The following is a 12,062-nucleotide window of genomic DNA, read 5'->3' as shown; positions in this document are numbered from 1 at the left end:
TGCATGAAAAAGTCATTGACGCCTGACGGTGACCTCAGTAAGATGCGCCCCCATCGGCGAGTAGCGCAGCCTGGTAGCGCAACACGTTCGGGACGTGTGGGTCGGAGGTTCAAATCCTCTCTCGCCGACCAAATTCCCAGCCCCAGTCAGCAATGACTGGGGTTTTTGCGTTTCAGGGCAGCGATCTTTATAAGACCTGGCTCAAAACCACGGCTTTTTTCCCCGTCACGTTTCTGGTTTCCTCTCTCTGCGATAACGCCTTTTTGTGTTTTGAAAAAGGATTTCAATGAGCAGGAAATACCATGACCCCATGGTGCTGCATCCCGATCGCCTGTTTACATCAGTTGGAACCTGCGGCACCAATCAACCCAGTGAATGGCCAATAATTTTATCAACAGTCAGCGGCTATGGCTGGATTACAGGAAGAGCTACTGCGAAACCATTGCCGCGCCTGAAGAAAACACGCATGCTTATGGTGAGGCGCAGGCACGTTGCCAGATTAATATGAATCAGCGTCGAATTGATGAAATCAACATGCTTTATCATCCGGAATTAGATAACCGATAATTTTATGCCATTTCCCCGTCTATTATCTAAAGTTATGACTCTCGCTCAGGCCATAACTTCCTCTTTTGCCCCTCAGGCTCTATCAGCGCAGGAAAGCTGGCATTAATCGCGCTTTTATCCTTTCGCTCACCGTCACATCTGGCTTCTGTGCTTAATTCGCTCTACGTATAACTTATGACCGAATATTGCATATTGCCGTTTTCTTGTGCCGATATCGCAGCATTTTTAGCTAGCTCTTTGACTGAACAGCTCGCTAATCGTTCAGTTATGCAGCGTTCAACGATAAATTTTAATCGTTTTTTTGCGGTTAAACCTGCTGGCTTGCGCATTTTTTACCCGATGTTTATAGGGTTAAACGGCCTGGCAATAAACTTTCCAACTGGTTTTGTTATCAGAAGGTTTTTTTTATGTTTGCTTGCTGTTTCTCACACTCTGTGTAAATACCTCATATCTGTATTGACGTTCTTTCATTCTGTTGACAAATTGATGTTTCACCGGAGTAAGGGAAGCAGATTCTTCTGATAGATTTCACGCTATCAGAACCACCCGCCATCACTTATCTCCTGTTGCCTTCGGGCAACTCGCACCGGCCGCACAAAAAAAACACAGGCCGGGCATACGCGCACAACACACATCACATATTGGAGCATAAGCATGAGTATTTCCTTGGCTAAATCAGGGGTGCTAAAGGTCGGCCTGAGCCTGATGGCGATGACCGTTGCCGTTAGCGTTCAGGCAAAGACTCTGGTTTATTGTTCAGAAGGATCGCCAGAAGGTTTTAACCCGCAGCTGTTCACCTCCGGTACCACTTATGATGCCAGCTCCCGCCAGGTTTATAACCGTCTGGTGGAGTTCACTATCGGTACTACCGAGCTGCATCCGGCGCTGGCCGAAAAGTGGGACATTAGCGAAGATGGCAAAACCTACACTTTCCACCTGCGTAAAGGCGTGAAGTGGCACACCACTAAAGATTTCAAACCCACCCGCGATTTTAATGCGGATGACGTGATATTCACCTTTGAGCGTCAGCTTGATAAAAACAACAAATATCACGGCGTCTCTGGCGGTAACTACGAATACTTCGAAGGCATGGACATGCCCAACCTGATCAGTAAAGTTGAGAAGGTTGATGACTATACCGTGCGCTTTACGCTGACCCGTCAGGAAGCCCCGTTCCTGGCCGACCTTGGGATGGATTTCGCCTCTATTCTCTCGGCAGAATATGCTGACAAGATGATGCAGGCGGGTACGCCGGAAAAAGTTGACCTCAATCCGGTCGGCACTGGCCCGTTCCAGCTGCTGCAGTATCAAAAAGATTCACGCATCCTGTACAAAGCCAACGCCGAATACTGGGGCACTAAGCCGAAAATCGATCGTTTAGTGTTCTCTATCACGCCGGATGCCTCGGTGCGCTACGCCAAGCTGCAAAAAGGCGAGTGCCATGTCATGCCTTACCCGAACCCGGCGGATATCGCCCGCATGAAGCAGGATAAGAACATCAACCTGATGGAGCAGCCAGGTCTGAACGTCGGCTATCTCTCGTTTAACGTTGAGAAAAAGCCGCTGGATAACCTAAAAGTGCGTCAGGCGTTGACCATGGCGGTAAACAAAAACGCAATCATTGAGGCCGTTTATCAGGGTGCCGGTCAGCCAGCGAAAAACCTGATCCCGCCAACCATGTGGGGCTATAACGATGCGGTGCAGGATTACTCCTACGATCCGGTTAAAGCCAAAGCGCTGCTGAAAGAAGCAGGCATGGCCGATGGTTTCGCTATCGACCTGTGGGCGATGCCGGTACAGCGTCCTTACAACCCGAACGCGCGCCGTATGGCCGAAATGATCCAGTCCGACTGGGCGAAAATCGGCGTGAAAGCCAAAATCGTTACCTATGAGTGGGGCGAATATCTGAAGCGCGCCAAAGATGGTGAGCACCAGACGGTGATGATGGGCTGGACCGGCGACAACGGGGATCCAGATAACTTCTTCGCTACGCTGTTCAGCTGCGCTGCGGCAAAAGATGGTTCTAACTACTCGCGCTGGTGCGATAAGTCGTTTGAGGACCTGATTCAGCCAGCCCGCGCCACGGACGATCATGAAAAGCGTATTCAGCTTTACAAGCAGGCTCAGGTGGTAATGCACGATCAGGCGCCTGCGCTGATTATCGCCCACTCCACGGTCTATGAGCCGGTAAGTAAAAAAGTGTCCAACTATGTGGTGGATCCACTGGGCGGCCACTACTTCGTAAACGTCGATATCGCTGAATAATCTACCGGGCCGGCAGCGTCTGGCCCGATAAATTACATTGCTGTCGCTGCCGGTGATTTTACAGGTAGCGATGGCCCGACGGCGATGTCTGCGGGCTGAAGCGTTTTCATCCCCTTTCCCGGACGAAAAAACTGGCTAAGGCGCAATGTATTGCGTCGCGGCTGGCTTCACGCCAGCGCAGGATGTGAGCAAAAACCCGCCCTGAGCGGTGGGATAAAAATAGAGAAACCGGATTATGCTGCAGTTCATATTCCGACGTTTGGGTCTGGTGATCCCAACGTTTATCGGTATTACCTTGTTAACGTTCGCTTTTGTACACCTGATCCCCGGCGATCCGGTACTGATCATGGCCGGCGAACGCGGGATCTCCCCTGAACGTCACGCACAGCTTATGGCCCAACTGGGGCTGGATCAGCCACTGTGGAAACAATATCTCACCTACATTAACGGCGTGCTGCACGGCGACCTTGGCATCTCCCTGAAAAGCCGTACGCCGGTATGGGATGAATTTGTGCCGCGCTTCAAGGCTACGCTGGAGCTGGGCATTTGCGCCATGCTGTTTGCCGTCGCTATCGGTATCCCGGTTGGCGTGCTGGCAGCGGTAAAACGCGGCTCCATATTCGACCATACCGCTGTCGGCATCTCGCTGACCGGCTATTCGATGCCGATTTTTTGGTGGGGCATCATGCTGATTATGCTGGTCTCGGTGCAGCTTGACCTGACGCCGGTATCAGGACGATTAGGCGATGCGGTGTTCCTGGATGATACGCAGCCGCTGACCGGCTTTGTTCTGATCGATACGTTGATTTGGGGCGAGCCGGGCGATTTCCATGACGCGGTAATGCATATGATCCTGCCCGCTATCGTGCTGGGCACTATCCCGCTGGCAGTGATTGTACGCATGACTCGCTCATCAATGCTGGAAGTGCTGGGCGAAGATTATATTCGTACCGCCCGCGCCAAAGGGCTGACGCGGATGCGGGTAATTATTGTCCACGCGCTGCGCAACGCAATGCTGCCGGTGGTTACCGTTATCGGTCTGCAAATCGGTACGCTGCTGGCGGGCGCGATCCTGACCGAGACTATCTTCTCCTGGCCGGGCCTGGGACGCTGGCTAATTGAGGCCTTACAGCGCCGCGATTATCCGGTGGTTCAGGGCGGCGTACTGATGGTCGCCACGCTGATTATTCTGGTTAACCTGCTGGTTGATCTGCTTTATGGCGTGGTGAATCCGCGCATTCGACATAAAAAATAAGGGGGCGCTATGTCTGTTATTAATCCGGGCGGCGTCAGCGCTGCACCCGTGCCGATGACCCCTTTACAGGAGTTCTGGCACTATTTTAAACGTAATAAGGGCGCGGTTGTCGGTCTGGTCTATATCGTGATTATGGTGACGCTGGCGATTTTCGCCGATCTGCTGGCGCCGCACGGTCCGGCTGAGCAGTTCCGCGATGCGCTGTTGCATCCGCCGGTATGGCAGGAGGGCGGCAGCTGGCAATACATTCTCGGTACTGATGACGTGGGCCGCGATGTCCTGTCGCGCCTGATGTACGGCGCGCGGCTGTCGCTGCTGGTGGGCTGCCTGGTGGTGCTGCTGTCGCTGATCCTTGGGGTGATCCTCGGTCTGCTGGCGGGCTACGTTGGCGGAGCGGTGGATGCCACCATTATGCGTCTGGTCGATATTATGCTGGCGCTGCCAAGCCTGCTGTTGGCGCTGGTGTTGGTGGCGATTTTCGGCCCGTCGATTGTTAACGCTTCGCTGGCGCTGACCTTTGTTGCGCTGCCGCACTATATTCGTCTGACCCGCGCTGCGGTGCTGGTAGAAATCAACCGCGATTATGTGACCGCTTCCCGCGTAGCCGGGGCCGGTGCCATTCGCCAGATGTTCATTAACATTCTGCCTAACTGCCTGGCACCGCTGATTGTGCAGGCGTCGCTGGGCTTCTCCAATGCGATTCTGGATATGGCCGCGCTGGGCTTTCTCGGTATGGGTGCGCAGCCGCCGACGCCGGAGTGGGGCACCATGCTCTCCGACGTTCTGCAATATGCGCAGAGTGCCTGGTGGGTGGTCACCTTTCCTGGACTGGTGATCCTGCTGACGGTACTGGCATTTAACCTGATGGGCGATGGCTTGCGTGATGCGCTCGACCCGAAACTCAAGCAGTAAAGAGGCACCGAGATGGCGTTATTAAATATAGAAAAACTGTCGGTGCATTTCGGCGAAGAGAAAGCACCGTTCCGTGCGGTTGACCGCATTAGTTACCAGGTCGAACAGGGCCAGGTTGTGGGTATCGTAGGGGAATCCGGCTCCGGTAAATCGGTCAGCTCGCTGGCGATTATGGGGCTGATCGATTATCCCGGCCGCGTAATGGCGGATAAGCTGGAATTCAACCAGCGCGACCTGAAGCGCATCTCTGAAAAAGAGCGGCGTCAGCTGGTGGGGTCGGAAGTGGCGATGATTTTCCAGGATCCGATGACCAGCCTGAACCCGTGCTATACCGTCGGCTATCAGATTATGGAAGCGATAAAAGTTCACCAGGGCGGCAACCGTCGTACCCGGCGACAACGCGCTATCGATCTGTTGAATCAGGTCGGTATTCCCGATCCGGAATCGCGGCTGGACGTCTATCCGCACCAGCTTTCCGGTGGTATGAGCCAGCGCGTGATGATCGCTATGGCTATCGCCTGTCGGCCACGTCTGCTGATTGCCGATGAGCCGACGACCGCGCTTGACGTTACTATTCAGGCGCAAATTATTGAGCTGCTGCTGGAGCTGCAAAAGCAGGAGAACATGGCGCTGATCCTGATTACGCACGATCTGGCGCTGGTAGCGGAAGCCGCGCAGCACATTATTGTGATGTATGCCGGACAGGTAGTGGAAACGGGCAAGGCGAGCGATATTTTCAAAGCACCGCGCCATCCTTATACCCAGGCGCTGTTGCGCGCGCTGCCGGAATTTGCGGCCGATAAAGCACGTCTGGCTTCGTTGTCGGGCGTGGTGCCGGGCAAATACGATCGGCCCAGCGGCTGCCTGCTGAACCCGCGCTGCCCTTATGCCACCGACCATTGCCGTGTGGAAGAACCTGAACTGCGTGATATTCCGGGGCGTCAGTCCAAGTGTCACTATCCGCTGGATGATGCCGGGAGACCAACCTATGCGTCCTGAAACTCAAGAGCAGCAATATCTGCTGCAGGCTATCGACCTGAAAAAGCACTATCCGGTGAAGAAGGGTCTGTTCGGCGAGCCACGGCTGGTGAAAGCGCTGGACGGCGTTTCCTTTAACCTTGAACGCGGGAAAACGCTGGCGGTGGTGGGCGAGTCAGGCTGTGGCAAATCCACCCTGGGCCGCCTGCTGACAATGATTGAAACGCCTACCGAAGGGCAGCTGTTCTGGCACGGTCAGGATCTGCTGAAGCACGATCCGCAGGCGCAATCGCTGCGTCGGCAAAAAATCCAGATTGTGTTTCAAAACCCGTACGGCTCACTAAACCCGCGTAAAAAAGTGAGCCAGATACTGGAAGAGCCGCTGCTGATCAATACATCGCTCAGCAAAGCGGAACGCCGGGAAAAAACGCTGGAAATGATGGCCAAGGTGGGGCTGAAGACCGAACATTATGACCGCTATCCGCATATGTTTTCCGGCGGACAGCGTCAGCGTATCGCCATTGCGCGCGGCCTGATGCTGGATCCCGATGTGCTGATCGCCGACGAGCCGGTCTCGGCGCTGGATGTCTCGGTACGCGCGCAGGTGCTGAACCTGATGATGGATTTGCAGCAGGAGATGGGGCTCTCTTACGTCTTTATTTCGCATGATTTATCGGTAGTGGAGCATATTGCCGATGAGGTGATGGTGATGTATCTGGGTCGCTGCGTGGAGAAAGGCACCAAAGAGGCAATTTTCGCCAATCCGCGTCATCCTTATACGCAGGCGCTGCTTTCCGCGACGCCGCGTCTGAACCCGGACGACCGCCGCGAACGTATCAAGCTGACCGGCGAGCTGCCCAGCCCGCTGAGCCCGCCGCCCGGCTGCGCTTTTAACGCGCGCTGTCGTCGTCGCTTCGGCACCTGCGTCCAGTTACAGCCGCAGTTGAAGCAGTATGGCGATCAGCAGATTGCCTGCTTCGCCGTGGATCAGGATGAGCAGCAGAAAGTGAGTTAAGCTTAACGCGGAGCAGGTAGATTTAAACGTGCTCCGCGTTCAATTTTATCTGTCACAGGCAGGCTTCGCCTCGCTTATTATTGCCTTTCACAAGCCCGGATGCGCTATTTTATACGCAGCATACGTTCCCGTTAGTCATCTGATTTACCGTCATGTATTACCTGCTACGCTTTATTTTTGTTATTAATGAATTAATCCATCCATTTAGTTTTATTTCTCTTCTGATTAAAAGAAAACTCCCAAAACCGCTTCTTTAGATATAATGACCTTTCTATACAAAATAATGCATATACTTGCTCCATTTATCGCTTGATGGTTATCAGGACGCCGTTACGCTCTATGTTATTAATGAAGGTGGATGTTAACGACCGCATGGGGCGTGATTTTTAATAAAAAATGGATGGATAAATAAACGGATTTAATATGAAATATGCTTCAGAGTTATTTGGATTAAGGGAAAAATCATCTGATGAAAATGAAGTGGTGCTGCAAGAAATAATAGCAACACATCATAATTCGCTTTATGAACGCATTATTTGTCAAAACCTCCTGTCAGGCATTAATAACGTTGAGGTTATTCGCAACTCGTTGCTTACCTCCAGCGAACAGCTGAAAAAAGAGGAGGAAATCATTGAAAAACTTAATGAGAAGAACCTGCAGGCAAGAAACTTTATTCATGCGCTGTTGGATAAGATGTGCGAGTTTGAAAAGCATGCTGAAAATGGCAATGAGGTCAGCCGGACGTTGCAGGCATCGGTAGAGGATATCAGGGAATGTGTAAGCGATATTAACCGTCTGGCTAACCAAACCGATCTGTTGGCGATCAATTCAGCGATAGAGGCTGCCCGGGTGGGCACTATGGGGCGTGGTTTTACCGTGCTTTCAAAGGAAGTCAAATGCCTTGCGGAAGAGGTAAAAAACCAGTCTGCCAAAATAGAAAAAATTACTAACGATATTAAAAAGTCGGCCGATCAGGTTTCTGATAACGGTACAACCGTCATCAGGGCCCACGTAATTGTCAGACAAGAGGTTAATGAAGCCTGCGAAGCCTTAGAAGAGGTGATCAAACGTTCAGCGCGTATGCAATCCGTTATTCGCTTTATTTCCCGGCAGCAATTTCTGAATACGGTGAAGCTTGATCATATTGTCTGGAAGCAACAGGTCTATTCCCTGCTGTTCAATAAAGATAAGAAAGGCAAAGTTAACACCCATCATGAATGCCGGTTGGGCAAATGGTATTACGAAGGGGAAGGACATGCGCTGTTTGTCGGAAACGAGAAATTTCGTCAGCTTGAACGGCCTCACGCCGAAGTTCATAACAGTGGACGTGCAGCGTTAACCGCATTTTGCCAGAATGATGTTACAGCAATGGCCGACTTTCTGGAGAAAATAGAGCAGGCCAGCTCACAGGTAATCCTGATTATCGATTGCCTGATCGAGCAAATTGCTCCGGACTATATTGCCTGAGTCTCACGGCCATTAAAAAAGCCCGCATCATTTAGCGTACGCTCACGGTTAACGATCAAGTCAGCGTAGTGAAACGATACGGACTTCTTTTCTCCCGAAGTTAAAACGTGGCGGACGCCGGTATATAACGCGACCGCCAGAACCGGGTTTTATTGCGGATAGGGCACCCAGTCGCCGCCGTTCAGGCGTATCCAGGGTTTGCCCTGATACATCATCACGATGGCATTATCATTTTCTGAAACAACCGGCGTCTGCGGCAGGTTTTCCGTCAGCACCGACATATTTACATTCGCTGCATTAAATACCTGCCCGTCAACCACACGTGAAATCAGTTCAGAAATGGCCAGCAGGCTGGTCGGCGTATCCACCGTCAACGGTTGTCCCTGATGCGGAGCCTTCATGCCGACAAAGCGAACACCTACCGGAACATGCGTAATGCCCGGGCTGGGAATATCACGCAGGCCAGACATTTGCATCTTATCGCCTACCACGGCGGCACCATGCTCCGGCACCATAATCACCAGTACCTGACGTCCCGATTTTTCCAGGTTTGTCAGGAAAGTATCCAGCTGATCGAACAGCAGTTGCGCACGCGGCTTATAAGGCGCGGTTCCGGTAGTGCCGAGGTTGCGCGTGCCGTCATGCAATGGGATCACATTGTAAAACGTTGCGGTGCGCGCATCGTTGCTTTTAGTACGATCGTCCAGCCAGCGCTGCATCAGCTGCGCATCGTTATAGACCGGGGAGCCGTCAAACGAGGTCAGTTCTGGCGTAATCCCGGCCTGCGACATCAACGGTGCCTGAAGACCACCATCGACACGCAGCTCTTTCAGGTAATTACCAAAAACGCCGGTATGGTCCATCATCAACTGTTCTTTAAAGCCCAGCTTCGCCAGATTATCAAACAGATAGCACTGCCGATCGGCGGGTTTATACAGATCGCTATGGGAGGTCTGACCGCAGCTGGCGCGCAGCAAACGAATACCGGCCGGTCCGCTGTAGCCGGTCGCAGAATTATAGTTGCTGAGCAGAATATCAAAATGCTTCCACAGCGGATGATCGCGTAGCTGAACCGCATCAATATCTGACCAGGCGAGCGAACAGATGTTGATAACCAGGATGTCAAACGGCTGTGAGTCAGGCGACAGCGTCGTCGGAAATTGCGTAACGCGCTGCTTTTCCGTCTGATAAAAGCGGTTCAGATAAGCCGTCAGGTTGGCGCTGGTCGGCGGGGCGGATTCATCCAGGGCATTTTTATCCGCCGCTGCGTTATTGGCTGGCGTTTTGTTGTTCAGCACCACGTCCGGCGTGGCCGATTTGGTCGGCAGCAGTGAAACAGCGGGCCCGGCGAGATTGATTATGTTTATCCAGATCAGCAGTAGCGACACCAGCACCGTGATGCGCACCCACTGGGAAATAAACAGATACAGCACCAGCATCACAAAGGCGGCGCCCACCATCTGCCAGTTAATAAACCGGTTAACCAGGTCGAGCAGATAAGCACCGGAAAAGCCTGCCAGCTGCCCGCCCTGGCTGATAATGCTTTCCGGGCCGGGGAGCCAGGTATCGTGCCAGAACAGCGCAAAGCCGAGCGGTAATGAGATCCAGCTACGCAGACGGTGCAGTCGCAGCGAGGGAAGGGGAAACAACAGCCAGGCAAGGAATACCAGGTTCGTCAAGGCATGAAAATTAAGGTAGCCGAACCACAGCAGCGCAAACTTAATTAAAAAATAGAAATTCCAGCCGCCCAGCCCGCGCCAGTTACGCCAGAAAGCAGCCGTGGAAGACGGCGTCTTTTTACTCTCAGTCATTATTTATCTTTATCCGTTTTGTTGGGCTGACGTTGCCAGGTACCTTCATATTTTAATGAGCGTGGCGGCAACAGCCGTTGCGTGACGCTGCGCCAGCGGGCGGGAAGCCAACGGGTATACAGTGGTCTCAGCAGCAGCGCGATCAGCACCAGCAGAATTAAAATCTGCACGCCATCAATAAGTGTCATTCGCGCACAGCCCCCGATTTATTAAAGCTGAGCACCACCGGCTGCGGTGTCTGACGTTCAACCGGCTGCGGCGGCGTTACTTCCGGCAGCACCACCTTCGCGGCTGGCGGCATATCTTTCCACGCCTCCGGCACCAGCGTTTTCATCTGCCTGACTTCAGAAAGGATCTGTAAATCTTCAAACCAGACCAGGCGGTTAGAAAACAGCTCATCGTGCGGCAGCCGGAAAATAAACTTCAGCGCGGTATCAAGATCGTTATAGCGGCATGAAGAGAGAAACAGATAGAGCCGATCGCCGCGTACCGTTACCAGGTCGCCATAACGACGCGGCTTACATAATGTAAGTGCTTGCTCTGGTCTTAGCTCAGGCACCGGGCGCAATGCCACCAGCAGCCCTTTGCCATTTTCCGGCAGTAGCGTATTGCTGACCAGCTGCGTAACCGACTGGCAAAAGGTATCCAGCGATAAAAAACCGCGCTGCTGCAGCGGCTGCAGCGACTGCAACAGCGCATCAAGATTGACGGGCACGTGGCGGTTATAACGCTGTCCCTGAAGGCTTTCCAGCGTGGTCAAAAAGCGCGACATCGGTGCGCCAAAGGGCACGATGGCGTTAACGCCGCAGGCCAGCAGCAGGCGCTCATCGCTGTAACGCAGGCTGGTTTGCATTTCACGTACCATAATCTTCAGCCCGGCTCCGCGCATGCGCCGCAGAGTGTGGATATGCTGCGAGAGTATGCGGATCTCCTCGTTATGGTTTAGCGAGAAAATCACCGTGGCGGAATCCGCCTGCTGAGCGCGTGAGGCAACCATATCGTTACTGTCAAATAGCTGCCAGTGGCTGGAGAGGGGCGGCGCGCCCTCCAGAACCTGACGTTCTGCAATACAAATGGCTTCATCATTCAGCGTCAGCGGTGTGTTCTGGTCATTTTCACGCATTGCCGCAAAGCCGGAGCCGCGCGCGGTTAAGCGTAGCGCCCGATCCGCCATCAAACGTTGATCGTGACACCACCAGCTAACACGGTAGTTCCAGCTGTCCTGCTGATATTCCAGATGAGCCAGGCCGTTTAATTGCCGAAAGGTGCTCAGTAATGTCTGACGTAAACTATTTACACCGGAGCCGGAAGTAATAATTAACAGGCAACTATGACGAGCGGCCAGTGTACGGTTGATCTTTTTTATCCATACGATTAATTCCACAGGTGATAGTCTTTCTATGAAAGAAAAATCAGTGAAAAATAATATTAATCGCGGCTTCGCTGAAAGCGTTCGGGCTAAATCTTCGGGTAAATCTAACAGCGCACGACGTTTTTCCGGCAAAGAATAAAAAGGAATACGCTCTGGCCCATTGGGCAGCGCGGGTTCCAGTAATGATTGCGGCTTTTCACCAGCGCTAATTAGCGTCAGCGCCTGCTGAGCGTTAATTACCTGACGCGCCAGCAAACGGGCATCATCAGGTCGGTTAACGGTAAGCCAGTAGCAGCCCGGCGGCTGCATTTCTATTAATTCATTCTGAACCTGCTCAATGCCGAGCGTAAAAGAGAGTGCCATAGAAGTTTCGCAAATTGGTTCAACAGAAGCTATTTTATTATAGACAGGGATTTATTT

The 12,062-nt window shown here is 52.7% G+C and carries 10 protein-coding genes and 1 tRNA gene; 8 read left to right on the top strand and 3 right to left on the bottom strand.

Annotated features, from left to right (window positions below; genetic code table 11):
• Positions 1 to 54: 54 nt before the first annotated feature.
• The 8 genes from B1H58_RS06825 (at position 55) to B1H58_RS06790 (ending at position 8,459) form a co-directional block, all read left to right on the top strand.
• Positions 55 to 131, top strand: a tRNA-Pro gene (locus B1H58_RS06825).
• Between the two features lie 244 nt (positions 132 to 375).
• A complete protein-coding gene (locus B1H58_RS06820; protein WP_085068901.1) occupies positions 376 to 567 on the top strand; it encodes a lysozyme inhibitor LprI family protein in 192 nt (63 codons plus the stop codon).
• A 654-nt stretch (positions 568 to 1,221) separates the two neighbouring features.
• A complete protein-coding gene (dppA, locus tag B1H58_RS06815; protein WP_085068899.1) occupies positions 1,222 to 2,832 on the top strand; it encodes a dipeptide ABC transporter periplasmic-binding protein DppA in 1,611 nt (536 codons plus the stop codon).
• A gap of 235 nt (positions 2,833 to 3,067) precedes the next feature.
• On the top strand, positions 3,068 to 4,087 hold the full coding sequence (dppB, locus tag B1H58_RS06810; RefSeq protein ID WP_085068897.1) for a dipeptide ABC transporter permease DppB: 1,020 nt from the start codon (positions 3,068 to 3,070) through the stop codon (positions 4,085 to 4,087).
• Positions 4,088 to 4,096: 9 nt separating this feature from the next.
• Positions 4,097 to 4,999, top strand: a complete 903-nt coding sequence (gene dppC / locus B1H58_RS06805; RefSeq protein ID WP_085068895.1) for a dipeptide ABC transporter permease DppC — start codon at positions 4,097 to 4,099, stop codon at positions 4,997 to 4,999.
• A 12-nt stretch (positions 5,000 to 5,011) separates the two neighbouring features.
• A complete protein-coding gene (dppD, locus tag B1H58_RS06800; protein WP_085068893.1) occupies positions 5,012 to 5,998 on the top strand; it encodes a dipeptide ABC transporter ATP-binding protein in 987 nt (328 codons plus the stop codon).
• Complete coding sequence (dppF, locus tag B1H58_RS06795) at positions 5,988 to 6,992, top strand: dipeptide ABC transporter ATP-binding subunit DppF (protein ID WP_085068891.1); 1,005 nt, start codon at positions 5,988 to 5,990, stop codon at positions 6,990 to 6,992. Before dppD ends, dppF begins: the two co-directional genes overlap by 11 nt.
• A gap of 423 nt (positions 6,993 to 7,415) precedes the next feature.
• On the top strand, positions 7,416 to 8,459 hold the full coding sequence (locus B1H58_RS06790; protein WP_085068889.1) for a methyl-accepting chemotaxis protein: 1,044 nt from the start codon (positions 7,416 to 7,418) through the stop codon (positions 8,457 to 8,459).
• 149 nt (positions 8,460 to 8,608) lie between these two features.
• On the opposite strand, the gene bcsG is transcribed toward B1H58_RS06790, so the two are convergent.
• Genes bcsG through bcsE form a run of 3 tightly spaced genes read right to left on the bottom strand, consistent with a single transcriptional unit; the run spans position 8,609 to position 12,005 of the window.
• Complete coding sequence (gene bcsG, locus B1H58_RS06785; protein ID WP_085068887.1) at positions 8,609 to 10,270, bottom strand: cellulose biosynthesis protein BcsG; 1,662 nt, start codon at positions 10,268 to 10,270, stop codon at positions 8,609 to 8,611.
• On the bottom strand, positions 10,270 to 10,458 hold the full coding sequence (gene bcsF, locus B1H58_RS06780) for a cellulose biosynthesis protein BcsF (protein WP_085068885.1): 189 nt from the start codon (positions 10,456 to 10,458) through the stop codon (positions 10,270 to 10,272). The genes bcsG and bcsF overlap by 1 nt, the downstream gene beginning before the upstream one ends.
• On the bottom strand, positions 10,455 to 12,005 hold the full coding sequence (bcsE, locus tag B1H58_RS06775; RefSeq protein WP_085068883.1) for a cellulose biosynthesis protein BcsE: 1,551 nt from the start codon (positions 12,003 to 12,005) through the stop codon (positions 10,455 to 10,457). Before bcsE ends, bcsF begins: the two co-directional genes overlap by 4 nt.
• Between the last annotated feature and the right edge of the window lie 57 nt (positions 12,006 to 12,062).

The sequence above is a fragment of the Pantoea alhagi genome, assembly GCF_002101395.1.
Lineage (GTDB): Bacteria > Pseudomonadota > Gammaproteobacteria > Enterobacterales > Enterobacteriaceae > Mixta > Mixta alhagi.
Note: the sequence above shows the minus strand (reverse complement) of the source record. Positions and strands in the feature narration are given on the sequence as shown.